This window comes from Bacillus sp. AFS041924 (genome assembly GCF_002577195.1).
GTDB lineage: Bacteria > Bacillota > Bacilli > Bacillales > Bacillaceae_G > Gottfriedia.
Map to the genome: position 1 here is coordinate 1 of NZ_NULG01000033.1, position 23,431 is coordinate 23,431.

Here is a 23,431-nt window from a genome sequence, read left to right on the forward strand (position 1 = left end):
GCCTTTTTATTTGCGATTCTGCCTTTTTATTTGCGATTCTCTCTTTTTATTTGTGGTTCTCTCTTTTTATTTGCGATCACGTCGTTTTAATTGCGATTCTCTCTTTTTAATTGCGATTCTGCTATTTTTATTGTGATTCTGCCTTTTTATTTGCGATTCAGTCAGTTTATTTGTGATTCTCTCTTTTATTTGCGATTCTCTCTTTTTAATTGCGATTCTGCTATTTTTATTGTGATTCTGCCTTTTTATTTGCGATTACGTCGTTTTAATTGCGATTCTCTCTTTATATTTCCGATTACGTCGTTTTAATTGCGATTCTCTCTTTTTATTTCTGATTCTCTCTTTTTATTTGCGATTACGTCGTCTTAATTGTGATTCTCTGTTTTTTATTGCGGTTCGGCCATATATTTGCGATTCTCTCTTTTTATTTGTGATTCAACAATATTATTAGCGAATCGCCCATGCAATTACGATTCTCCAACTCTATTTACACTCCGCCCATTTTTATCAAAATTCAATATCCTATCAAACTCAAAGATTAATCCCTAACTGATTAATAATTAACAAACCAAAATACTTACGGGTATCAGCATTCATTATGTGAAGAGTTACATACTGTTCCTCTTCCTCATGATTTTCAAAGTCAACATAAGCACCATCAAGTGTTTCTCGTACATTTTTAATCTTGTAGCCTTTCTTTATAAGGGAATCGATTTGATTTCTTTCGATTAAAAATTCCTTGTACGTTGACATTTATTCAATCAACCCCTTCGTCACTCTTCATTTAATCTAGCTTCACCATATTTCTTCCTCTTTAAGTATCGTCCACTACCTGCATTACCTACAAACTGCTTCTCTTTAATTACAAACTCTCCACGAACTAATACACTCACCGGCTCACCTGTTACTTCCATCCCTTCAAATGCATTATAGTCGACTGCCATATGGTGAGTTTCTGAAGAGATTGTTCGTTTACTATTTGGATCAAAAATAACTAAATCCGCATCTGAACCAACAGCAATTGTTCCTTTTTGAGGATATATACCAAATAGCTTTGCACTTCTAGTAGAAGAGATGTCGACGAATTGGTTTAATGATATTCTGCCTTTTTTAACCCCTTCAGAGAATAATATACTTACTCGATCTTCAATCATTGGTCCCCCGTTTGGAATTTTTGAAAAATCATCACGACCTAAGTCCTTTTGTCCATTAAAATCAAATGAACATTGATCGGATCCTAATGTTTGGAGGTTTCCATTTTTTAATGCATTCCAAAGTACGTCTTGGTTCCATTTTTCGCGAAGTGGTGGGGACCAAACATATTTTGCTCCTTCAAAGTCAGGCTTTTCTAACATAGACTGATCCAACACTAAGTATTGAGGGCATGTTTCTCCCCATATATCAATTCCATTATTTCGAGCTTCCGTTATCTTTTCAACTGCCGCTGCACAAGTAACGTGGACGACATATAATTGTGAATTTGCTAAACCTGTTAGTGTAGCCGCTCTTCCTGTTGCTTCACCCTCTACTTCTGGAGGACGTGTCAATGCATGGTAAATAGGTTCTGTTTTTCCTTCAGCTAAAGCTTGATTAATTAAATAATCTACAACATCGCCGTTTTCGGCATGTACCATTACTAGCGCTCCATATTCTTTTGCTGCTAAAAGCGTACGGTACAATGTGGCATCATCGGCTTGGAATACATTTTTATAAGCCATAAACACTTTAAATGATGTGATTCCCTCTTTTTCTATCACTCTAGGTAATTCTTGTAATACTTCTTCATTTATTTCGCCAATCATAAGATGAAAACTATAATCGATAACGGCTTTATTTTTCGATTTTTCATGCCATGTTTCAATTGACTTTTGTAGTGGCTCTCCTTTATTCGTTAAACAAAAATCGATAATTGTTGTTGTTCCACCAAAAGCAGCTGCGATTGTACCGGATTCAAAATCGTCCTTTGTGACAGTTCCACCAAATGGCATATCTAAATGTGTATGTGGATCTACTCCACCTGGAAAAATGTAATGACCTGAAGCATCAATCCCTTCAACTTCTGTACAATCTAGATTTAATCCAATTGCGGAAATTTTATCTTTCTCTATTAAAATATCAGCCTTATAAGTATCCGTTGCAGTAACGATCGTTCCATTTCGAATGATTTTCTTCATTTTCGTTTCCTTCCCCCCTTTAAGATAGAATATTGATTAGATTGTGTTAATAACTTTAAAGCTTGTTGACGTTCATTCCAAGACATTGAAGGTTGTTTATTTGGAAGTTCTATCATGTTAATTGCATCTTCTACCGGACATACGATTTTACATAAATTACAACCGACGCAGTCTTCCTCCCGTACCTTTAAATAGGACTTTCCACTTTCATCTTTTAACATATCAATACATTGGTGGGAGGTATCTTCACAGGCAATATGACATTTATTACAGTTAATACACTCATTCGTATCAATCCTAGCAACGATTTGATAATTTAAATCTAAATTTCCCCAATCTGAATATTTATGAACTGTTTTACCTACTAAGTCCATTACTGAGGAAATACCTTTTTCGTCTAAATAATTATTTAACCCATCGATCATGTCCTCGACAATTCGGAAACCATGATGCATTGCTGCAGTACAAATTTGAACGCCAGTCGCTCCCATTAATAAAAACTCTACTGCATTTTGCCAATTCGAAATTCCTCCAATTCCGGAAATAGGAACTGTTATACGTGGATTACGTGCACATTCGGCAACCATATTTAATGCAATTGGCTTTACTGCAGGTCCACAATATCCGCCGTGTGCTCCTTTTCCAGCAACATGTGGGACTGTATTCCAGGAATCTAAATCTACTCCCATTAAACTGTTGATTGTGTTAATCATACTAATTGCGTTAGCTCCACCTCGAACTGCCGCTTCCGCCGTTACAGTAATATCCGTAATGTTTGGTGTTAATTTAACGATTACCGGAGTTTTCGCAACTTCTTTCACCCAAAATGTTTGTTGTTCTACTAATTCAGGAACTTGACCTGATGCGGATCCCATCCCTCGTTCGGCCATTCCGTGTGGGCAGCCAAAGTTCAGTTCTAATCCATCAACACCGACATCTTCTACTCTTTTCACGATTTCATGCCATTTATATTGCTTAGGTTCAACCATAAGTGATGCGATAATCGCACGGTCTGGAAATCTTTTTTTCGTTTCATAAATTTCTTTTAAATTCACTTCAAGAGGTCGATCAGAAATCAGTTCGATATTATTAAATCCAGCAACTCTTTGTCCGTTGAAATTAGTAGCTGCAAACCTTGAGGTGGTATTAATAATTGGTTCGCCTAATGTTTTCCAAACTGCCCCACCCCAGCCAGCTTCAAACGCACGTTGGACTTGATATCCCGAATTTGTTGGAGGAGCAGAAGCAAGCCAAAACGGATTAGGTGACTGTATGCCCGCAAGATTTATTCGTAGATCTGCCATGCAAGAAAACCTCCTTTTAAGTATTTAACTGTTTATGAATCGCATAAGCTACTTCTTTACCTTGTTGTGCTGCAGTCACTACCATCGCTTCACCTTGCCCTTTTCCAAAAATGACATCACCGCAAGCAAATACTTTAGGATTAGACGTCTGAAAAGTTTCTTGATTGATTTTCACCACTCCATCAGTGTGTTCTAATCCAAATTGTTCAATTAATTCTACATAACGAGTTTGACCAATCGCTTTTATGACCCCATCAACTGGAATTGTAAAATTAGAATCAGGAATAAGTACGGGTCTTTTGCGACCGTCTTTTCCAACTTCACCTAACTCCAATCGAACACACTCCAGTGCGATTACTTTTCCGTTTTCACCAATGATTCGTATTGGTAATGTGAGCCATCGGAACTCCACACCATCTTGTTTAGCAAAATCGTATTCAAATTGGTAGGCACTCATTTCTGCTTGCGTCCTACGATATAAAATTTTGACATTACCTGCGCCTAAACGAACAGAACAGGTCGCTGCATCAATAGCAGTATTACCTGCGCCTATTACAACAATGTTTTTACCGATAAATCGATTAGATAGCTCTCCTAATTTTGTCTCTTTAACAAAATCAATCGCGTCGTATACTCCGTCCAAATCCTCCCCTTCAATGTCTAGCATCGGTACTTTCCCCATACCGATAGCCAACACGACCATGTCATACTTTTCTAATAGTTCAGCTGATGATACATCTGATCCGACTCTTGTATTTGTATGAATTTTTACATCTAAGTTTTCGATTTGCTGAACTTCCCAGCTTGATATTCTCTGTGGCAGCCTGAAAGAAACAATTCCATATCGATTTAATCCTCCAGCATGATTTTCAGCTTCATAAATTGTAACTTCATAACCAAGTAAAGCAAGTTCACGAGCAGCCGCTAATCCAGAAGGACCACTTCCCACGATTGCAACTGTTTTTCCGTTCTTTTTACCCGCCTTAAATAATTCCTGATTATTTTTTATCGCCCAATCAGTTGCATAACGTTGTAAATTCCCAATCTTAATCGGTTTCGTAGAATGGTTTAGTACACATGCACCCTCGCACAGCTCTTCAGTTGGACAAACTCGAGCACAGCTTGCTCCGACGGGATTAGATGTCATAATTGTTTTGGCTGATCCTTTTAAATTTCCTGAACCAATTTTCTTTATAAACGTAGGAATGTCAATACCGGTTGGACAAGCTTTAATACAAGGCGCATCATAGCAATAAAGACATCGATGCGCTTCTTCAAACGCTTCTTGGTCCGATAATCCAGGATGTACTTCTTCAAAGTTCTTCGATAAATCCTTCGGCGAAATTCGATTCACTAACAACACCCTCCTCTAGTAGCTATATCGTGACTTTTTTAAGAATGTAGATTTTAAGTTTGTTTCATTAAGGAAGTAATTTCAGACTCTCCTCCTGATATGTAAAGACGTTTTCAAAAATAAAGCTTTTTCTAAAATTGAGGTATTTCAATATATGTTTAAAAATATCGATTTAGACATGTTATATAAGGGTTGTCAGTGCTTTATTAATGAAAATAAAAGCTCTCTACTTATAGTTAGTAGAAAGCTTTTATTTTTTAAATGCTATTCAATTTTACGTTGGTTTATTAGCTAAAAAATAAAGGCCCAAACCCTTATAACACTTAGGTTTGAGCCATGATATTAGTACTTACCTAATACTTTATTCTTCACAAAAACAGTAAATCGTTTTCTAGAAATATAGACAAGAAGTACAATAAGTAATAATCCTAAAATAATCTTACCGAATAAAGTAAATTCTAACACTTGATTAACAGAATACGATTCAAATAATATGACGGGAAACTTCCCAATTAGACTAGCTAAAATGAAACTTGACCACGTAACCTTTCCAAATGCAGCAAATAATGTAATTAAACTAGATGGGATAAAAGGAATTAAACGTAAGAATAAGACACCGTAAAAAGCCTCTTTTCCTTCTAAACTTAAAAGCCTCTTTAATAGCTTAAATTTACTTGCATTGCTAATAAATCTTTTTTGTAGACCTTTTCTATACAATAAGAAAGATACGATCGTCCCTATGATTTCACCTACGAAAGATACTAAAAATCCACCAGTAAAACCGAATAGTTTAATATTAATTGCAGTCAATAACCACGCTGGTATAATACCAATAATACTAATTAGAACATTAATTAATATACTAAGTACAACTGCATAATCTTTGTATGTATTTAATAGATGTTCTATTGCAGAAAGTGTCATAATTTTCCCCCATTTTTTTAACCACTTAATTGTACAATATTTAGTAAGATTAAAAGCTTAGGTCACAAAAAAGACTTCCAAAAATAAAATCTATCTACTAGTTTAGACATAGAAATTATAAACATACTAATCAAATTAAAATTAATTTTTCGGACAAAAAAAGATGATTTCGAATTACTCGAAATCATCTTTTTGATTATTCTTCTTCAGCTTGACCTTGGAAAAAGATAAATAAATATTTTACTAATTCTAACACTGAAATTAAAGTTGCTGCTAAATAAGTAAGAGCAGCCGCTCCTAGTACTTTATTTACACCTTTTCTGTCAGTGTCATGGATTATACCTGATGCTAGCATTAATGTCTTTGCTCGTGAACTTGCATTGTATTCAACTGGTAACGTAATTAGTTGAAATGCAACAGCTACTGAAAAGAGTAAGATTCCTACTCCAATTAGAGAAAATGCTTGAAGTAAAAATCCTGCTAGTAGTAATAATGGTGCAGCACCTGATGCAATATTAACAACCGGGAAAATACGATGACGAAGTGTTAAAAATCCATATGAAGTATCATGTTGTATTGCATGCCCTACTTCGTGAGCCGCAACTGATACAGAGGCAATCGATCTACCGTAATAAACTTCTTCAGATAAACGAACTGTTCTTGCTATCGGATCATAGTGATCTGATAATCGACCAGGGACTACTTCCACCGGTACGTTAGGTAAATTATTATTATTTAATATATGTCTTGCTACTTCAGCTCCGGTTAAACCTCCAGATGCTGGCACTTCAGCCCAGTGATTAAAACTAGATTTCACTTTAAATTGTGCCCAAATCGATAATCCAAAGGCAATCAAAATTAGGAAATCCATAGGGTGAAAAAACATTTACATTCTCTCCTTTTAAAGAATAAACGACTGTAACGTCTGAATTAATTCTGATGATTGTGATGTTAACTGACGTATAATATTTTGTTTTTGTTCTAATGTTAAATTTTCTAGTAAAAATTTTAATTGTGATAGATCATTTTGTAACTGATTCATATGAACAGTTACTTCCTCTGTTAAAGGTGCAATACTCTGACTCTCGACCATTGCTGTTTTTTTCTTGTTTAAAATCTCTTTTATTTCTTGGAGTGGTAAGTGTATGGATTTGCATTGCTCAATAAATTTTAAAGTTTCTAAAGAAGCTTCATTATAAAACCGATGTCCAGACTCCGAACGTTGTGGCTCAAGTAATCCTAAGTTTGTATAATAATCAATTGTGCGCTTAGACACGCCTACTTCTTTTGCTAATTCTCCTATTTTATAAACAATCCCAACGTTTTCACCATCCTTCTATTTGTATTATAAGTCAGTTCACTTAAAACGTACAGTAAAACGTTACGTTGTTTATTTTCCGTCTAATAAATTAGTAAATTAACTACATCTTAAAATACAGAATAGGAATAAACTTCGTGGGAAAAATAGGATAAAATTACCTGTTCGGGAAAGGGAGACGCTTTTAATGATAGCTGACCGAAATTTAGATAAAAATGAAAAATCACTTCGGAAATTGCTATTTAATAGTTCTGACTTTAAAACAAGCAATTTTGGAAGCGGCGACCGAAGTTTTCGGTTATTTTATTTAGATACAATGATTGAAGATAGAATGGTGCAAGATAATATTATTCACCCATTACTAAACAAAACAAATGTCAGTGTACGTGAGGCCGTTTCCATTCTCGATTACTGCGAAACAGAACTCATATCTGTTGCAGCAAATGCACTTGTTGAAGGAAAAACAGTACTCCAAATCGAAGGCGATACAAAGCTCTATTTACTTAAAACAGAGTTAGTGAAAGAGCGCTCAGTAAACATTCCAATAAATGAACGTGTTTTACGAGGATCTCATAAAGCTTTAAATGAAAATCTGAATACGAATTTAAATATTATCCGAAACCTAGTTGCCACTCCAGATCTTGTCGTTAAGCATTATCAGATTGGACGTAGGTCGAACACGAAAGTTTCAGTAATCTATTTACAGTCTTTAGCTAATGATATTGTTTTACAAGAATTTGAGCGAAGGATTGCAAATATTGATATCGATTACATAGAATCACCTGGATTTTTTTCAGAACTGGTTCAAGATAAAAGATTCTCACTATTTCCTAAAATGCTCGTCTCAGAAAGAGCAGACCGAGTACAGTCTTATTTAATGGATGGGAAAATTGCTTTTTTAACCGATGGTGCACCAGAATGCGCAATCGTCCCAGTTTCTTTCTGGGCATTTTTTCAAAGTCCAGATGATTACCAAGTTGGCTGGGTATTCGGTAGTTTATTAAGATTAATAAGAATTCTTTGTTTTATTATTGCTTTTAGCTTACCAGGAATTTATGTCGCACTAGTTACTTTCGACCCTCGAGTCCTTCCATTAGAAATCGCACTTACTTTACAAAGTTCAATGCAATTCGTTTCGATGCCACCTATATTAGAAGCGATTACAATGCTAGTTATACTTGAGGTTTTAAAAGAGGCAACTGTCCGTTTACCAAATCCAATTGGTCAGACAATTGGTGTTGTCGGTGGTATCGTAATTGGAACAGTTGTTGTTCAGTCCAATCTAATTTCAAATATGATGGTAATTATTATAGCGCTTACTGGTATTGCTTCATTTATAATACCTTCGTATGAAATGAGTAACACAGCCCGATTATTAGCATATCCTTTTATCTTCATGGCAGCAATCTTTGGGTTAGTCGGATTAGAAATTTCATATTTGTTGGTTTTAACACATTTATCCCGCATGAATACAATGGGCATTCCGTATTTTTACAATTGGTTTAATGGCGACACGATTAAAGATACGATTTTCAGAGCACCGATCAGGAGCATGAAAAAACGTCCATTAGAAAGCATGGCTAAGGACGAAATTAGAATGGGAAATCCTAGGGGGAAGACTGAATGATACAATTAAAGAAGATTTCGATTAATCAACTTATTTGTCTCGTTGTACTGAACCAAGTTGGTGTCAGCGTTTTGTCGATTCCCTATAAAATGTCTCAAATATCAGGTTATGACTCCTGGATGTCTCTGATTATTGGAGGAATTATTGCTCAAATTGGTATTCTGGTTGTCTATCAACTTGGAAAAAATTATCCCGATCGATCAATACAACAATATATTTTTTCCATTACAGGAAAACCAATAGGAATGATTATTAACTTGCTATTTGCAGCATACTGTGCAGAATCTTGTTTAATGGTTGTAGTTTCTTATTCAGATGTCATTAATCGATGGTTATTATTTGAAACACCTTGGTTCGTCCTAATTGGTCTAATGACTTTAATAGCTGGGTATATTGCTTCTTCAACACTTCGTTCAATTTCTACAATTACACAATCGATAATGCTTATGTTCTTTGTATGTTTTGTAATCATTTTTATTAGTGGTTTTGGAAACGGAGATATTCGTCATTTTCTACCAATCGGTACTCATGGGATTGCTCCGATTTTAAAAGGTTCGATTCCTGCATTTTGGGCGTATGCTGGATACGAACTTCTTTTATACGTATTTCCATATGTAAAATGTAAAAAAAAGAAAAATATTTTGGTTGCTATGTCTGTCGCTAATGGGTTAACGACATTATTTTACGTTTTTATAGCTTTTATTGTTACGTACAATTTTAGCGAAAAGCAACTAAATCTAATCCCTGAGCCGATGATTTTTATACTTCGTAAGTTCAGGTGGCCAGTTGTTCAAAGCTTGGATATTCTATTTATCACAATTTGGCTATCAGTGACTCTAGTAACTGCTTATATTTACTTGTTTTTGTCTGCTCGTTATTTAGCTTTTATCGGTAGTAAAGAAATCCGTAATCATTCACTTTTAGTGTGGTCAATAGCAATCTTATGCTTCGTTGCAGGAATATTCTTTACGCAAAGACAGTGGATTCCCAAATTTTCAGAGTATCATAATATTTCTACGGCAATCATGATAATGGGAGTTCCAACGGTGCTTCTACTAATATCGTTTGTAAAAGAAAAGGTGGCAAACTAATGAAAAAATGTTTAATATTACTACTTCTGTTGCCACTATTGACAGGCTGTTGGGATAGTCTTGACTTAAAGAAACTTCATTTAGTCGATGTCAATGGTTTTGATCTGAACGAAAAAACTGGTGAAGTCGGGGCTTTTTTTCTAATTACGCAGCTTAAAAACACTGGACTAGGTATCGGGGAGTCTCATTCGGTAATGAAAGAGCTAAAAGGACCGACATTAGCAGAAGCAATTGGCCAATGGGAATATACTGATCAATCCCCATTCATAGGAATTAGTACAAGAGTTTATTTAATAAGTAAAAGTTTCGCTTCAAAAGATCCCGTTTCAGAGCTTGATTTTTTACTCGGAGCACCCTATTCGTCTATTAACACCCCTTTGATTGTATTAGATGGAGACCTTTCGAAAATATTTGAAACTGCTTCAGACCCAAATAAAGAGTTTTCAAAAGATTTGAATGATTTTATTGTCTCAATGGAGAAAAACAGAACAATACCAACGGTCTCCATGATGAATTTTATACAATCAAAGGATGATCCAATGTCTGATTTAGCGTTACCTATGTTAAGTCCAATAAAATCTGACTTAGAATTAAGTGGAGCGTTATTATATCGCAATGGCAAGCCTACTGGAAAAATACTTGATAGAGATCAAGTAAAACTGATGATGTTACTAAAGGGAGGAAACACAGGAAGGCAAAGATTTACTGGTAATTGGGGAAGATTTACCGGAAATTTATCAGGAGATAATGGTGAAAAATCATATTCTGAAACTGCGATTAAAAATAATTATGGGTTTACCGTCAAAAGAAACTTTTCAAAAATTACTGTTTCCAATGAATCAAAAAAGCTACCAAAAATCGAGGTAAAATTAAAGTTACAAGTCAGTGCTTTCGAGCTTGGTCAAGAAGGTCATAAGTTAAAGCCTGATTATGTCAAAATGGAAAAAGTTCTTAGTGAACACTTTGAAAAGATGGCTTTAGAAACGATTAAGACAATGCAATCTGCAAATTCAGATGCTCTAGGTATTGCTAAGGAATTAAAAGCATTTCACCCAAAAGTATGGCAGTCATTAGATTGGAGAAAAGATTATCCAAAAATGACGATTAAACCGAAAATTGATATTGACATACTTAATACATAGATTGAATGACAGAATAACCAAAGACATTGATTATTATTTATGTAATGCAGCAGCCTTTTAGGTCGCTGCTTTTTTTATTATTTCCCACTACCCATCTTGCTGTATACCAAGCTTGTCTTCTATCCGATTAATCCGATCATGCAAAAGCTTCCCTTTTACACTTGAATTAAAATATGGATCATCCTGCCACCAGTTTAAACCTATCTCCATCGCTTTATCGATTGAAGCAACAACAAGACGAATTTTAATTGTGAGTAGCTCGACATCTGCCAAAGCGATTTTAATATCTCCTGCGATGACGATTCCTTTATCTAAAACTTTCTCTAAAATTTCCAAAATATTAGTGGATTGCGCTGAATGTTGCATGTTTTCTCCTTTCTTACATTAAGTTTCCTAATGGTCCTAAATCTATGTTTAAGTCTTTCCCTTCAAGTCCAAAAACAATTTTTAATTCTTCCATTTTTTCTTCTAAATTTAATAAGGCTGTACCAAGCTTTTCGATTTGTTCATCCGTAAGTGATCCTCCCTCTACCCTTTTAATAGCTTGCCGCTCCACTAGTTGCCTTAGCAATTCCAAAATTGTAAGAACTAGTTGAGCTAAACCTTGTTCAATATCTTCTGGATTCATATTAATTCTCTCAGCTATTCCACGATTCGCTGACATTTTTCATCACCCTTTCATGCATCGATTCTACTGCTGTCACTAGTAAGCTAATATTCACATAGACCAAGTCAATATCTGCAATAGAAAGAATGAGATCACCAGTAATAACTACTCCTTTATCTAAAACGCCATCTAAAATATCTAATAATGTGATGTTATCATTTATACTATTCATATCTTTCTAGTATCCAAACTTGCAAAATGATAAAATGGCCATGGTCCAGAAATCTCTACAATAATTCCTTGAGCTTCATACTTTTGTTTAAATTCTTTGATAAGCAATTCAAATTTCTTTCTGTAGTCTTTTGAAACTAGAGAAGTACTGTTGTAAATCATATCAACATTTCTTCCAGTAGCATTTCGGCTCCAATTTTCTCTTGTTTTATTCCCAAAAGTTGAATTTATTAGCGTATTTTCCAAGCTTTGAGTTATCAAACGTAATTCAGCTTGCGCTTCATTCTCAAGTAGTTGTCCTTGTTTTTTCTTCATGAAAAATTGTTTCCCAGGAGATAGTACTTTCAATTCATCCCTCATATTTGGAACGACTTTACTATGTCGCTCCAATTCTTTAAAAAATTTCGATTTATCAAAGTACATCTTAACGTTCCATTCCTCTTTTTCCTTTAATTGCTCAAAAAGAGAAACGATAGTAAGATGCTCCTGCGATAAATCCTCTCTTAATTTATCGATACTTGAATAGACCGTACAAAACTTAGAAGGAAGAAATAAATAGTTTTTAGCATAAATCACAGTTGTTTCATGATGATGAACTGCATGCTTGTGTACCCATTTTGGATTGTCCATCTTCTCTTTTAGAACAGATTCGGCAAATTCTTCTTCTCTTACATTACAGAAAACTGCGGTTACTTTTTCATCAGTTTCAATACAGGTTTGGGTATGATCAATTCCCATCACCGAATAAAAAGGTGAATTTGTCAGTTGGACTGTCGGTAGTAAACCATATAAATAAATGCTCATTTGCCCGCCTCCCGTTCTTTCGTTTTTGCGATTTGATATCGTAAAAGAAGTGCCTCTTCCTGCTGTTCATAAATGTCATGCGATATTTCTCCTAATTCATTCATCATTTGTAGTCGGATCAATTGCTGCTCAATTGTTTTCGAGTCAAACAAAACTCGGTCAGCTTCTTCCTTTATTTTTTCACCTAATAAAATGATTGATTTTAACGGAAAAGCTAGAGCTTTAAAAATCATGGCCTCTCACCTGCCGTTATGTTTAACTGAATAAAGTTATAAGCAGGCCATGGTCCAGAGTATTTGAAGTCTACTTTATCCTTCCAAATTTCATAGAGCTCATTAACTTTTTCATCAAAGATTTCTTCTTTTTCGCAATCAATTAAAAAAGCAGCATTTAGAAGCATTGTTTCATAGATAGGAGGATTTGATTTAGAGGCATTCGAAATTGTAGAAAGAGGTGAATAAATCGCTTTGTATAGATTGTGGCGCAGAGCATAGAAAAAGTCTTTTGTTTTTTCTCCAAGTTGAATCTTTTCGTAAAAAGCTGCTTCTTTCTGCTGACTTACTTTCTCCTTAAGCTTTTGTATGTCATCATTTTTCCGTATTTCTTCTTCTAGCCACTCTTTTTTCGCGATTACTTTTAAACCAACTTCAATTTTATTGTTTATTTTCTGAAAGATTGATTGCAGTTCATCATACAGTTTTTCTAGTAATAAATGAATCTCTCTTTGGGTAGAAAATACATTATTAAAACTCATTGGAATGACCGTAAACTCTTTCATTACTATAGAGATTACACTTTGATGGGCAAGTACATTCGCTCTAGTTGGAAGGTAGTCCTTTTTGGGAACATCTGCAACAATCATCACAATTTCTTTATATCGAATTGGATAAAGTTTTATGTTCTCTCCTTCCCACTTTGTAAAACCAAAATCGGGATCAGTATTCGTTTGAATTATACAAAATGGATAAACGCCTTCGTTCACATCAATTTCCCTCCATTTGTAAACTGATAGTTTTAACAATATATTGTTTAGCCTTTGAGTACGTTTGAACTATACCAGCTTGTTTGAGATGAAACCAAAAAATATCCGTACACAATATTTGAAACTGAAGATCGTTAATTGTAATTGGAATGTTTTTTTGCTTTGCAATAGTGGCGATCTTGATAGAGGTACGTAGACTTTGAGGATCATTCTTTCTACATTGATAACGGATAAATTGCACTAAATTAACAATATAAAGACTTTCCTTTTCCGATAATCCAGTAATATGTGATAGAATGGCACATTCTGTTTCATCATCCATTTTTTCTAACGGAATCGTAATCATCCGATCAAGCAAAGCATCTTGTGCTTCAAATACGCCTACATACTCCTGTGGATTGCTTATAAAAATAACTGAAAAGTTAGGGTGCACAGGCAAAAAGGACTCTTTTCTTTTCATTCCATATAGAGGAATCACTCTTTCTTCCAAAATTGATAAGAATAAGGTGTTAGTTTCTGGATGCGAACGAGTGAATTCATCATAAATCAATGTATACCCTTTTGTCGCAGCTTCTATGATCGGACCATTAACCCACGTTTCTTTAAAGGTTTCTTCTTTCTTGTAAACAGTATGAATGTAATTATCGATTATTTTTTTGTTGGTAAATCCATTAAAACTCCCAAGCAAATCCTTATTCGTTATTTCATGATTTCCATGTATTAACATAAACGGTCTACCCATCTGTTTTGCAATATGAAGTGCAAGTGATGTTTTTCCAACACCAGCTGGTCCTGTAAGATGGACTGAAAATCCTGATTGCAAATAGGAACCCACCCGTTCTATTAAGCTATGCAAATAATGAGATAATACAAAGCTTTTTTCCATAATACTCTCCCTCACTCTTGAAGTATTGCACCTCTAGCACGCAACGATTTTCTTTGAAATGATACAATTTCTAATTCAGCACTAAGCAAAACAGAATAAACTCCTACTAATTCATCTTTAGCATGAGCTTTCATATATTCTTTTTCCTCTATTACCTCAACGGTTATTTCCCAGCCTTTGTCAGATTTATGGACATGAGTAATTTTGTGAACTGGTCGAATATATTGCCCAAAAAAAGTTTTTACTACTTCTAGTATTTTAATAATTTCCATAATAGCCGCCCCCTTGTTTAAAAAAGTAGACCAAAGCATAAAGCCTTGGCCCTACTTGCTTAAGCAACTTCCTCTTCTTCTTCTTTCAGCAACCCTACTGCTTCTGCATAACGTAACCAAGTATCAACGCTTGCGATTACTACACGAGCTTCAATTGCTAAAAGCTCGATACCGACAAGTGATACCCTTACAAATGCATCAATGACAACACCTTTATCAAGAATACGGTCAATTACTTCAGCTAGGCTTGAAGAATCTACACTTTTTTGAATGGATGCCATCAAGTATCCCTCCTTTCCTATTAAAATAAGAAAGAAATGATAGAAAACGAGAATATATCATCATCTCGACTGATTTCCTATCCTTTCCCTCTATCCTATGGGACAAGCAAGTTGAGAGTGATAGACTTAAATCAAAAATGAGTCGTTATCCCTACAATCCAATTTTTTCCAGCATTGATATAACTTAGTTAATTGAGCGATCAGCGTATAAAAAGTCTAGTATCATAGAATTAAAAATTTAATAGGAACTTACCAATAATATAAAAGAGGCTTGTCTTATAGTAAAACCATCAAAATTGCTAGTTTTTTGAATTGTAATCGATTTTTTTAAGCATTTTAGTCCTTTTTACATGTGTTCTGAGTCTATTCACGCCGGTTTAACCCATAATTAAGCCAAGTTCCCAAAGTGTTCGTGTTTATGCATAAAGTCTACAATTAATTAAAATAAAAAAAGCTATCCAAAAAGTACTTTGACTTTAAGGATAGCTTCTATTCAACTTTACTATATTAGTAGAAAATAAATCACTTAATTATTCTTTCCAGTAACGACGAGCACCTGAGAATTCTTCAATATAGGCCTAGTTCCTCAGTTCATACAAAAATATCAACAATTATATTCCTGTATTTTATTTACGTGCAAATTAGTCTAATTTCTATTTAATATATAAATTTTTTAAGTATTTTTGCATATTGTTTTTTAATTATTTTAAAAAGTAATCTACTTAATTTCAAAGTCAATAGCTGCACTGATATTCTCACTTTTTGCTGTAGAATTAAATTCTACTGTATATGAATTCATGGGCAATCCTTCGATTAACTGATCATAATCTTCAATGTAAACTAATTCCTCTGCCTGTTTTAAAGTAATATTCTTTACTTTGGGAACAGAAGCTATATACAATGAACGTTGTTTAACTACATTTCCTTCTTGATTCTTGATTTTATAATCATATTCAAGCGAAGAAGAAAATACTAGTTTTACAGGATAATCATTTTGGTTTTTTAATGTGAAAATAAAATTTTTGCCCCCTTTATCCTCTACTGATTTTAAAGTGGCTTCAATACCTAAATAAGCAATCCCTTGAGTCTTTATACGACTTTCCTTTTTATCACTTACAATAGATTGGGTACAACTACAGAGTAACGTAATAGTAAGCACAATTAGAGTAGTGATTTTTATATATGATTCAACTCCTTATTAATAGGATAGGAGCAAAGTTAACTCCTATCTCTTTATTTATGCTTCCCAATAGAAATTTCAACTTATAAATTCTATCGATTATTGGAGTTCATGTTTTTGTTTAGGTTTTGGTTTTATTTTTTTCAATCCAACTTTCATCACTGCTGCCGCAGCATCTAAACGACCCCAACCAAATTTTTGGTCATAACCTGCGTCACCTAGGTCATGGGCCGACTCTTGTAACGCTTGTTTCACTTCCGAAACTTTTATATTAGCTTTTAATGAATAGAAAAGACCTGCAACTGCCGCTACATGTGGTGCTGCCATAGATGTGCCATAACTATAATAAACATCTCCATTCGCAAATATCGATGGAATACGTTCACCCGGTGCAACCAGATCAAGTCCTTCGCCTGTATTTGAAGTAATACTATGGGCATCACTATTATCTGTAGAACCAACTGAAATAACAAAGTCGGAACTAGCAGGATAGCTTAACTTTGATGCAGCCTCATTTCCAGACGCAGCTACAATCGTTACCCCTTTATTTACTGCGTATTTTAACGCATCTTCTACTACTGGGCTAGGTGTAGATGCACCAACGCTTATATTAATAACTTTAGCTCCATGATTAGTAGCATACCGAATTCCTAAAGCAAGATTTTCAAAGGTTCCTAATCCCGTTGTATCTAATACTTGAATTGGTAAAATTTTTGCATGTTGATTGATTCCCGTCATTGAATTTTTGTTATTGGATATAGCACCGATGATACTTGCTACTTGCGTCCCATGTCCATTTTCGTCTATAGCATCATCATCATTATGAACAAAATCATAATCTTGATCTGTTAACACTACTCCTTTAAAATCATCAAAGTCATATCCAACCCCTGTGTCTAGAACTGCAATTACTGTGTCAGGGAGATTTTTCCCTCGGAGGAATTTCACCATTTCTTTATAGTTAATGTCTGCTCCTACTACTCCGCCAATTGGTTGATCCATTCCAGCTCCTTGTGCAGTATTTTCAAGTGACCATTGGGTTTTATATTGAGTATCATTACTAAGTGCTTGCGTTTGTTTGCTTACTTCTACAAACTCAACTATTTTTTCATTTTTCAATTGTTTAACTAGTTCACCAGGATTGTTTTTTACTTCTAAAATAAACGTATTTTCAATAGATACTACATTATTCCCCAAAGCATTAATTTTAGGTGTCTCTGTAAGACGTAGTTTTGTTAAGGATTTTTGTACAACTTCCTTAAGTAGATCCAAAGTCACACCTTTTTTCACTTTAACAATAATTTTATTCGACGAATTTGTAGTTAAGCCAAATTCTTTGATGGTTTCAAAAAGGGTTTTTCCTTCATCTAATTGTAAATTATCCCAATATTTATTAAGCTGTTCAACAGATTTTTTTGATGCCTTTTTATTAACTGTTTCTTTCAAATGCTTCATAACTTCGACTTCATGTTTTGTTAGTTTATAATCACTATTTTCGCCATCACTGATCCTTTGAATCTCTTTTATTACTCCTGCTAGTTCTCTAAGATCTTTTGCTACTGAATTTCGGAATTCAGAATTTAAAATTGCATCACCTAAAACTTCTTTAGAAATCCTATAATATAATGAGGAGATGCTTTGACCTATATCAGTTTGTTGTAACATATTATCTCTTATATCTCTTAATCTACCTAATAAGCTAAGAATTGAAGGATTTTGCTTAGCACTAACTTCCAGGACGCAGCCAGTAGGCTCATTAAATGGTAGATGATACATTGGTTCACTATTAAAAGTAAATTTACCACCTTTAGTGCTTTCTACCTTTATATAAATAATTGAATCATTGGAAAGTGGATAAAGAAGATAGTTAGGGTTTTCTCTATAATTGAAATAAGCCTTTCCTGCCTCCGCACTTTTTTTATCTCTATATACAGTTATTAAAGGGCCAGCACCATTAGGGGCACCATCGATAGTGAAATTTATATGTGAGTTCGGTCCAAATGCAGAATGGGGATCTAACTTAAACCACTTGCTCTCACCTTCTTTTTTAAATTCAAAGCTTGTTGGAGTGTTTAATTTTACTTTTTGGATTTCTTTTTCATCAGGCTTTTGGTAGATTCCTACTGCTGCAAATGCATTTTCAACTGTTTGTACTTCAGGTGAATTTTTCCCATATAAATCTTTTGTCGCTTGGATAACACATAATCGCAATTGCACAAAATCGGCTACTGGAGTTAAATAATTTGTAAGTGCTCTGTAGTAAATTTTACCTAGTTTATCTTTTCCAATGCCTTTCACATTTACACCATAGTGTGAGCCACCTTCACTTATTAAATAAGCAGCTTTATTGGGGATTCCACTATTTATATGTACCCCGCCATTATCCAGTATACCTCTATATCTATTACTATAATGATCTGGATTTTCGTTAAGCGTTGGGTCAGACATAGAACGTAGAGCATCTCCGGAACGATTAGGCGTAAAAACATCTTCTCCAATCTGCCAATTATCTCTTTTCTTATGATCAATTTCGATTAATGTACCAAATATATCTGAAATTGACTCGTTTATAGCTCCTGGTTCACTAGCATAAACAAGTTCTGCAGTATGCTGGGTTACTGCATGTGTGAATTCATGACCCACGACGTCTACCGCACCTGATAATGGAATAAAATTCTTTCCATCCCCATCACCAAATGCGAATTGAAATCCATCCCAGTATGCATTGTTATAATTCTTACCGACGTGTACAGTTGCCTTTATCGAAGCACCACGATTATCAAAACTGTTTAGATTAAACTTCTTATTATAGAAATCATATGCGATTGCTGTATTGTAATGAGCATCAACTGCTGCAGCATCGTAAGTTTCGTTTAAGATCCCGTCATCGTCAAACCAAATTTTTCCTGGTAGAATTTCGTTCATTTGACCATCGTATGTCGTAATTCCTGATCCCCTTGTAAAATCTTGTAAATAATATTTATTTTCTACTTTATTCGCTATAATACTTTTTGTATCTCCTAGAACTCCTTTACCTATTATAGTTGTTTTTGTTCCATAATCTTGTCCAGCTTCATGAATTGAATTATATTTTTCAACTATTTTGCCTGTCTTTACGTCAATAAAGTAGTACCAGTTACCTGGCTCTGGCTCTAAGAAATTTAATTTTACAAGATAGACTAAATTAGCTTTATCTTCTTTCATATAGATAGTGAGCTCTGAAGTAGGAGTTTGTGTTAATTTTGGATTCATTTTTAAGTCCTGCCTTGCTAGATTAATCGCCTCGTCTTCAGTAATTTTCTTACCATTTTTAATCCCTTCTTCCAAAACTGCTTCTGGAGCTACAGAGCCTGAAAAAGATTGAAGAATTCCGTTTTTTATATGAGCAATTTGTCGATAACCAAATATTTTAATACCATTATATTCTTGTTGAAAACGAACTACCTGTTCTCCCAAATTACTTTTTTCTTGTTTTATGACTTTAAATGATTCTGTTGGATTTTTTTTAAGTTTATACATATGCTTCGAATCATTTAAAAAGCCAAGAACAGTTTTTACCGGAGATTCCTTTGAAGATTCTGATCCTGATAGTTTACCAGACATAAAATTTGGTGTACCAAAAGTTTTTGTTAGACTAATAGAATCAATATCTTCTTTAGAATTTGTGTACTCTACTGATGATTGCTTTGCATGTATATTCTCTGCAGTTGAAACAAAAGGAAAGAGTGTTTGTGTTATTGCTAGTGTGGTTAAAGCTGCTATAGGCAAAAGTTTTTTAATCATAAATAAACTCCTTTTTAATTAGAATTATCTGTAACTCTCATTAATTATTTAATTAAATTTTTAAAAATCTCTTACTTTTTCTTTCTAACAACTTACTAGCTTTGTATTAACTTAATTTTTTAAAAAATAAAATGTGGCTTAGAAATAAGTAATGTGAAGATATGTTTACATTACTCGGGATGTGCATGCTTTAATAAGAACTTACAACAACCAGTATTAAAAATTCTATAAAAATAGTTGAAGTGAATATTCGATAAATCCCTCCATTCTACTTATCTTAGATTGATTAAGCGCTCAACGTCTTAATATTATGAGTATTCAGAAATATTAACAATACAGAATTTTAGATTGAAATGATTTAATTTGTAGATGGGTGATGAAATAAATAGGAAGATAGGATGATACTGATTCTTTTTACACTTACAGAATTCGAGAAATGCACCGCGGATACACATTATAGGAATGAACTCCTTTTCCTTCATGATGGGTTTGAGAAAACGATATTGTGAATAAGCTACCATTCATGGATACACTAAGAATGCTGAATAAAACAAAAGACTAGCAATTTTTTGGTAGTCCATTAACCTCCTACTCTATCATTCTTATAGACTTAATAGAAAATGAATCTTTGTTCCTATAATTCAATATTTCCACAATTACATTTGGCTTTGTCAAATAAACAATTAAAGTGAAAAAATATAATTTATTATCATAATTATTGAAGTAAATAGGCTAGCAGAAAATAAAGTAAAAATAAAAACCATGAACTCAATGTTGAAGTCCATGGTTTTCATTTTTACTTTATTACTCTGACCAATATCGACGTGCACCTGAGAATTCTTCAATATAGCCAGGAGTGTTTAATGGAATGATTTCAACACTTCTAGCAGCGTTCGGCGCCTGAATCATATTACCATCACCGATATACATTGCAACGTGATGAACTGATCCAGTTCCATTTTTACTTGCAAAAAATAATAGGTCACCAGGTTGAATCTCATCTTTTTTGACTTCAATACCGTTCTTAGATTGAGGGCCTGAATCTCGTGGAATTGTTACACCAAAAGACTTAAATAAACTATGTGTAAATCCTGAGCAATCAAATCCGAAACCTGATACTCCAGCCCATAAGTAACGCAAACCAAGGAATTGCTTTGCAGTTTTAATTAAATTTTCAGGAGTTGCCTTAGGGAACTGATTTTCATTTTGATAGACTGCGACATCCTCTTTTTTTATAAATTTATTGCCATCATCTGGAGTTGCCACCATGACAACATTGCCAAAATCTTTCACTACAGGTAAGCGAGTATTAAAGCTAATCTCCATAAACTTATGATTTAGAGCTTTTCCATCGTACAACCAAGCTGTTGGACTTGATACCATCACAAATGGGGTATCGGCATACTTCTCTAATCGATCATCCGTTGTTAATTGCCTTTTTGGCATCCAACCAGGATAGCCTTGTTCGTTACGTGGAGTAGGTTGTCCATCAACAGCTACCTTCACCCAGTCACCCGACTCTTCTAATATGGTTACTTTTGTACCATATACTGCTTGTGTTTCAAGATAACTTGTTAGCCAACGTCGGACTTCAGTATCTTCCATATTAGCTGACCATTGACGAGGATCAACAGGATTACTTAATGAAGGGGCATCAATCTCTCTAACTTGGAATCTACCATTTGTTGTCCATTGGGTTGAAACGGACACATCGACATAGGCTGTCTCACCTGTTGTAAGTTCTTCTTGCGTTTTTGCTAAAGACTGAGTTGTCATCGTAGAAAGTAAAGTACCTGCAACACATAAACTCAAAATTAAATTTTTTGTTTTTTTCATAGTAAATCTCCTCTCCATATTTTAACGAAGACTTTTTGATAATCTTCGGTTAAGCCCTAAACCAGGTAGAGATGATAAATGGACTTCATCCCCGATAAATTCAATACCATCAAAATCTTGATTCCTTAACCAAAGTGGAGCATCTAAATCGATTTTTTGAATATTTGGATGAGCAGTGGCAATATGTGCTGCTGCAATTACGGAGACAGAAGTTTCCATCATACTTCCAATCATGCAAGGAATATTCGCTCTTTCAGCTATATCTGCAATTTGCATTGCTCTTCTAATTCCCCCAGTTTTCATCAGCTTTATATTTAGAAGATCAACCGCATCTTCTTTAATTAGACGAACTGCATCTTCTGGAGAAAAAAGACTTTCATCAGCCATAATTGGTGTTTTGACATTCTGCTTAACAAATTTTAGTCCTTCAATATTTCCTGCTTGGACCGGCTGTTCAATTAGCTCTAAATTGGCATTCAACTGTTCCAATTCTTGGATAATGGAAACAGCTTGTCGTGGCGTCCAGCCTTGGTTGGCATCTACACGAATGGCAACATCATTGCCGACTTTTTCTCGAATCGCCATAATTCGTTGAACATCCTTTTCCCAATCTTTTCCTACTTTGATTTTCAAAGTAGAAAATCCATCCTTGATGTTTTGACTAGCATCACGGCACATTTCATCCACCGTTCCAACACTCACAGTCATATCGTTTTTTAATGGATTTGTTCTTCCTCCAAGATATTGATAGAGTGGGAGATTGAGATACTGACAAAGTGCATCGTATAGCGCTATCTCCATAGCTGCTTTTGCACTTGTATTTGCTACACAAGAGCCCTCAATTAATAGGGAGATTTCATTGATATTTCGAATATCCCTTCCTACTAATAGTGGTGCAAGAACTGACTTTAAAATCATTTCAATACTTTCCTTCGATTCTCCAGTAATAGCAAGCGTCGGTGCTGCAGCTCCTACTCCGACGATTCCATCCTCCAGCTGAACGTAAACAAAAACGTTCTCGATTTCGGTAGCTGTTCGAAGAGCCGTTTTAAAAGGTTTTTTTAAAGGGAAAACTTCTGTTTGCACTTGTATCGATTGAATAATCATCGTTTTTTTCCTTTCTAAATGAGGATAAACTTCTAAATTATCGTAATAAATAAAAAATCCAGCTATTAGAAAGGAAACTTCCCTGCTAATAGCTGGATTTCATCTACGAGAATAGATAAAGCAGCATTAAGATTCAATTATTTGCATGTATTTAATATGTGCATTTTTAAATGCTACAGTCAACGCTTTTTGGGATGAACCAAAATAACGCGAACTAATTTCGTCTATTACTCCATCTACATTTAACATTGATTGCCCTTCGAATAAATGCTTCACAAAGGATGAAGTTAATGAAATAGTAGCAGAACAATCAGCATCCACAATTAAATGACTTGTCCGATCGACGACCAATCCAATAAAAAAAGCATTATATTTTTGCATAATCGGATTATTGGATGAAGTCTTTGCATCTCCAATAATATAAATAGTATCTTTATTGTACAATTTATTTCCTCCCGCAAAACAGGTATTCCGTGCATAACTCCTTCAAAAAAAGAAAGGAACTGGCAACGGGATATGTCATCGCTT

At 34.4% G+C, this 23,431-nt stretch carries 24 protein-coding genes; 3 read left to right on the forward strand and 21 right to left on the reverse strand.

Annotated features, from left to right (window positions below):
• Nucleotides 1-531: 531 nt before the first annotated feature.
• The 7 genes from COC46_RS11385 to COC46_RS11415 form a co-directional block, all read right to left on the reverse strand.
• The gene (locus COC46_RS11385) at nt 532-753 is read right to left on the reverse strand and encodes a hypothetical protein (protein WP_098809834.1); all 222 of its coding nucleotides are present in this window, start codon (nt 751-753) and stop codon (nt 532-534) included.
• Between the two features lie 20 nt (nt 754-773).
• Entirely contained in the window at nt 774-2,174 is a 1,401-nt protein-coding gene (gene hydA / locus COC46_RS11390; RefSeq protein ID WP_098809835.1) for a dihydropyrimidinase, read from the reverse strand.
• On the reverse strand, nt 2,171-3,478 hold the full coding sequence (gene preA, locus COC46_RS11395; protein WP_098809836.1) for an NAD-dependent dihydropyrimidine dehydrogenase subunit PreA: 1,308 nt from the start codon (nt 3,476-3,478) through the stop codon (nt 2,171-2,173). Before preA ends, hydA begins: the two co-directional genes overlap by 4 nt.
• 16 nt (nt 3,479-3,494) lie before the next feature.
• Entirely contained in the window at nt 3,495-4,823 is a 1,329-nt protein-coding gene (locus COC46_RS11400; protein WP_098809862.1) for an NAD(P)-dependent oxidoreductase, read from the reverse strand.
• A gap of 351 nt (nt 4,824-5,174) precedes the next feature.
• Nucleotides 5,175-5,756: a TVP38/TMEM64 family protein gene (locus tag COC46_RS11405; protein WP_098809837.1), complete on the reverse strand. Its 582-nt coding sequence runs from the start codon at nt 5,754-5,756 to the stop codon at nt 5,175-5,177.
• 196 nt (nt 5,757-5,952) lie between these two features.
• On the reverse strand, nt 5,953-6,642 hold the full coding sequence (locus COC46_RS11410) for a zinc metallopeptidase (protein ID WP_098809838.1): 690 nt from the start codon (nt 6,640-6,642) through the stop codon (nt 5,953-5,955).
• Nucleotides 6,643-6,657: 15 nt separating this feature from the next.
• On the reverse strand, nt 6,658-7,071 hold the full coding sequence (locus COC46_RS11415) for a MerR family transcriptional regulator (RefSeq protein ID WP_098809839.1): 414 nt from the start codon (nt 7,069-7,071) through the stop codon (nt 6,658-6,660).
• Between the two features lie 190 nt (nt 7,072-7,261).
• Here COC46_RS11415 and COC46_RS11420 point away from each other — a divergent pair, with 190 nt between their 5' ends.
• Genes COC46_RS11420 through COC46_RS11430 form a run of 3 tightly spaced genes read left to right on the forward strand, consistent with a single transcriptional unit; the run spans nt 7,262 to nt 10,934 of the window.
• Nucleotides 7,262-8,701, forward strand: coding sequence for a spore germination protein (locus COC46_RS11420; RefSeq protein WP_098809840.1), 1,440 nt, complete (start codon nt 7,262-7,264; stop codon nt 8,699-8,701).
• Nucleotides 8,698-9,792, forward strand: a complete 1,095-nt coding sequence (locus COC46_RS11425; RefSeq protein WP_098809841.1) for a GerAB/ArcD/ProY family transporter — start codon at nt 8,698-8,700, stop codon at nt 9,790-9,792. The genes COC46_RS11420 and COC46_RS11425 overlap by 4 nt, the downstream gene beginning before the upstream one ends.
• Entirely contained in the window at nt 9,792-10,934 is a 1,143-nt protein-coding gene (locus COC46_RS11430; RefSeq protein WP_098809842.1) for a Ger(x)C family spore germination protein, read from the forward strand. The genes COC46_RS11425 and COC46_RS11430 overlap by 1 nt, the downstream gene beginning before the upstream one ends.
• A gap of 87 nt (nt 10,935-11,021) precedes the next feature.
• Here the strand turns inward: COC46_RS11430 and COC46_RS11435 are convergent, their stop codons facing one another.
• The 14 genes from COC46_RS11435 to COC46_RS11500 all read right to left on the reverse strand — a co-directional run bounded on the left by COC46_RS11435 (nt 11,022) and on the right by COC46_RS11500 (nt 23,347).
• A complete protein-coding gene (locus tag COC46_RS11435; protein WP_098809843.1) occupies nt 11,022-11,300 on the reverse strand; it encodes a gas vesicle protein in 279 nt (92 codons plus the stop codon).
• Nucleotides 11,301-11,313: 13 nt separating this feature from the next.
• A complete protein-coding gene (locus tag COC46_RS11440; RefSeq protein ID WP_098809844.1) occupies nt 11,314-11,598 on the reverse strand; it encodes a gas vesicle protein K in 285 nt (94 codons plus the stop codon).
• On the reverse strand, nt 11,573-11,773 hold the full coding sequence (locus tag COC46_RS11445; protein ID WP_098809845.1) for a gas vesicle protein: 201 nt from the start codon (nt 11,771-11,773) through the stop codon (nt 11,573-11,575). The genes COC46_RS11440 and COC46_RS11445 overlap by 26 nt, the downstream gene beginning before the upstream one ends.
• Complete coding sequence (locus tag COC46_RS11450) at nt 11,770-12,576, reverse strand: GvpL/GvpF family gas vesicle protein (RefSeq protein ID WP_098809846.1); 807 nt, start codon at nt 12,574-12,576, stop codon at nt 11,770-11,772. The genes COC46_RS11445 and COC46_RS11450 overlap by 4 nt, the downstream gene beginning before the upstream one ends.
• Nucleotides 12,573-12,809 (reverse strand): gas vesicle protein GvpG, encoded by a 237-nt coding sequence (locus tag COC46_RS11455; RefSeq protein ID WP_098809847.1) that lies wholly within the window; start codon nt 12,807-12,809, stop codon nt 12,573-12,575. The genes COC46_RS11450 and COC46_RS11455 overlap by 4 nt, the downstream gene beginning before the upstream one ends.
• On the reverse strand, nt 12,806-13,558 hold the full coding sequence (locus COC46_RS11460; protein WP_255294878.1) for a GvpL/GvpF family gas vesicle protein: 753 nt from the start codon (nt 13,556-13,558) through the stop codon (nt 12,806-12,808). Before COC46_RS11460 ends, COC46_RS11455 begins: the two co-directional genes overlap by 4 nt.
• A 1-nt stretch (nt 13,559) precedes the next feature.
• Complete coding sequence (gvpN, locus tag COC46_RS11465) at nt 13,560-14,444, reverse strand: gas vesicle protein GvpN (RefSeq protein WP_098809848.1); 885 nt, start codon at nt 14,442-14,444, stop codon at nt 13,560-13,562.
• Nucleotides 14,445-14,455: 11 nt separating this feature from the next.
• Nucleotides 14,456-14,716 carry a gas vesicle protein GvpO gene (gvpO, locus tag COC46_RS11470; protein WP_098809849.1) on the reverse strand — a complete coding sequence of 87 codons (261 nt, stop codon included), beginning with the start codon at nt 14,714-14,716 and terminating at the stop codon, nt 14,456-14,458.
• A gap of 59 nt (nt 14,717-14,775) precedes the next feature.
• Nucleotides 14,776-14,997, reverse strand: a complete 222-nt coding sequence (gvpJ, locus tag COC46_RS11475; protein ID WP_098809850.1) for a gas vesicle protein GvpJ — start codon at nt 14,995-14,997, stop codon at nt 14,776-14,778.
• A gap of 718 nt (nt 14,998-15,715) precedes the next feature.
• Nucleotides 15,716-16,156 carry a BsuPI-related putative proteinase inhibitor gene (locus COC46_RS11480; RefSeq protein ID WP_098809851.1) on the reverse strand — a complete coding sequence of 147 codons (441 nt, stop codon included), beginning with the start codon at nt 16,154-16,156 and terminating at the stop codon, nt 15,716-15,718.
• Nucleotides 16,157-16,276: 120 nt separating this feature from the next.
• A complete protein-coding gene (locus COC46_RS11485) occupies nt 16,277-19,960 on the reverse strand; it encodes a M4 family metallopeptidase (RefSeq protein ID WP_098809852.1) in 3,684 nt (1,227 codons plus the stop codon).
• Between the two features lie 804 nt (nt 19,961-20,764).
• Nucleotides 20,765-21,736: a C40 family peptidase gene (locus COC46_RS11490; RefSeq protein WP_369700048.1), complete on the reverse strand. Its 972-nt coding sequence runs from the start codon at nt 21,734-21,736 to the stop codon at nt 20,765-20,767.
• 81 nt (nt 21,737-21,817) lie between these two features.
• On the reverse strand, nt 21,818-22,903 hold the full coding sequence (locus tag COC46_RS11495; protein ID WP_098809854.1) for a dipeptide epimerase: 1,086 nt from the start codon (nt 22,901-22,903) through the stop codon (nt 21,818-21,820).
• 126 nt (nt 22,904-23,029) lie between these two features.
• Nucleotides 23,030-23,347, reverse strand: coding sequence for a DUF3870 domain-containing protein (locus tag COC46_RS11500; protein WP_098809855.1), 318 nt, complete (start codon nt 23,345-23,347; stop codon nt 23,030-23,032).
• Nucleotides 23,348-23,431 lie beyond the last annotated feature (84 nt).

Excerpts from the sequence above, each read along its gene's own strand:
- preA (WP_098809836.1), bottom strand. The coding sequence starts at position 3,478 with ATGGCAGATCTACGAATAAATCTTGCGGGCATACAGTCACCTAATCCG.
- gvpO (WP_098809849.1), bottom strand. The coding sequence starts at position 14,716 with ATGGAAATTATTAAAATACTAGAAGTAGTAAAAACTTTTTTTGGGCAA.
- COC46_RS11455 (WP_098809847.1), bottom strand. The coding sequence starts at position 12,809 with ATGATTTTTAAAGCTCTAGCTTTTCCGTTAAAATCAATCATTTTATTA.
- COC46_RS11385 (WP_098809834.1), bottom strand. The coding sequence starts at position 753 with ATGTCAACGTACAAGGAATTTTTAATCGAAAGAAATCAAATCGATTCC.
- COC46_RS11485 (WP_098809852.1), bottom strand. The coding sequence starts at position 19,960 with ATGATTAAAAAACTTTTGCCTATAGCAGCTTTAACCACACTAGCAATA.
- COC46_RS11435 (WP_098809843.1), bottom strand. The coding sequence starts at position 11,300 with ATGCAACATTCAGCGCAATCCACTAATATTTTGGAAATTTTAGAGAAA.
- COC46_RS11490 (WP_369700048.1), bottom strand. The coding sequence starts at position 21,736 with ATGACAACTCAGTCTTTAGCAAAAACGCAAGAAGAACTTACAACAGGT.
- COC46_RS11440 (WP_098809844.1), bottom strand. The coding sequence starts at position 11,598 with ATGTCAGCGAATCGTGGAATAGCTGAGAGAATTAATATGAATCCAGAA.
- COC46_RS11425 (WP_098809841.1), top strand. The coding sequence starts at position 8,698 with ATGATACAATTAAAGAAGATTTCGATTAATCAACTTATTTGTCTCGTT.
- COC46_RS11430 (WP_098809842.1), top strand. The coding sequence starts at position 9,792 with ATGAAAAAATGTTTAATATTACTACTTCTGTTGCCACTATTGACAGGC.
- COC46_RS11420 (WP_098809840.1), top strand. The coding sequence starts at position 7,262 with ATGATAGCTGACCGAAATTTAGATAAAAATGAAAAATCACTTCGGAAA.
- COC46_RS11410 (WP_098809838.1), bottom strand. The coding sequence starts at position 6,642 with ATGTTTTTTCACCCTATGGATTTCCTAATTTTGATTGCCTTTGGATTA.
- hydA (WP_098809835.1), bottom strand. The coding sequence starts at position 2,174 with ATGAAGAAAATCATTCGAAATGGAACGATCGTTACTGCAACGGATACT.
- COC46_RS11495 (WP_098809854.1), bottom strand. The coding sequence starts at position 22,903 with ATGATTATTCAATCGATACAAGTGCAAACAGAAGTTTTCCCTTTAAAA.
- COC46_RS11450 (WP_098809846.1), bottom strand. The coding sequence starts at position 12,576 with ATGAGCATTTATTTATATGGTTTACTACCGACAGTCCAACTGACAAAT.
- COC46_RS11445 (WP_098809845.1), bottom strand. The coding sequence starts at position 11,773 with ATGAATAGTATAAATGATAACATCACATTATTAGATATTTTAGATGGC.
- COC46_RS11405 (WP_098809837.1), bottom strand. The coding sequence starts at position 5,756 with ATGACACTTTCTGCAATAGAACATCTATTAAATACATACAAAGATTAT.
- gvpJ (WP_098809850.1), bottom strand. The coding sequence starts at position 14,997 with ATGGCATCCATTCAAAAAAGTGTAGATTCTTCAAGCCTAGCTGAAGTA.
- gvpN (WP_098809848.1), bottom strand. The coding sequence starts at position 14,444 with ATGGAAAAAAGCTTTGTATTATCTCATTATTTGCATAGCTTAATAGAA.